Raw genomic sequence first — 579 nt, forward strand, 5'->3', positions numbered from 1 at the left:
GACTCATGTGTGCCAATTTTTAAACCTAATACTTTATCTTTTGCGACCCATTTTTCTTCTTGAGAAAGATCACCATTGTGTTCGATATTAAATATTTTTTGTCGTAAGTCTTCGCGTTCTCCTTTAGAAAAGTCATTAGCATTTTTATTTTCTGGTTTAAAAGCAAATTGGTAACCAACAACAGGTTTCCCACGTCCTTTACCATATTTCTTACGAATGGTAAGACCGCGAAATAATGGAGTTAATTCGTCTTTAATAGGCTTTAAGACTCTTTTATCAAGATTAGCAGGTTCTTTCAAATAACTTTTAGGAATATCTAAAAGCTCAAAAAAATCTTCTTTAGAGAAATATGCATAGCCCGTTGTTCGAAATTGTTTTAACAATCGAAACATGGTTTTTGAATAACTGCTTTGTAGGTCATTAAACTGTTGAAGAGAATAACGAACCCATTCGTCTAAGTCATTGAGTAAAGGAATAGCTTTTTCATGTATTTGAATTTCAGCATAAGGGGAATCTGCTTCTCCATTAATGTCGAATGAGCTAAATAAAACGAAACGCTCACGTCTCAAACCAGAGGCG

General features: G+C 33.9%; 1 protein-coding gene. It reads right to left on the reverse strand.

Annotated elements, in window-relative coordinates; genetic code table 11:
• Nucleotides 1–579: replication initiation protein (locus tag MN581_RS09955; protein ID WP_241699703.1), on the reverse strand; the 579-nt coding region annotated here is incomplete at both ends.

This window comes from Vagococcus sp. CY53-2 (assembly GCF_022604695.1).
In the GTDB taxonomy this organism is placed as follows: domain Bacteria; phylum Bacillota; class Bacilli; order Lactobacillales; family Vagococcaceae; genus Vagococcus.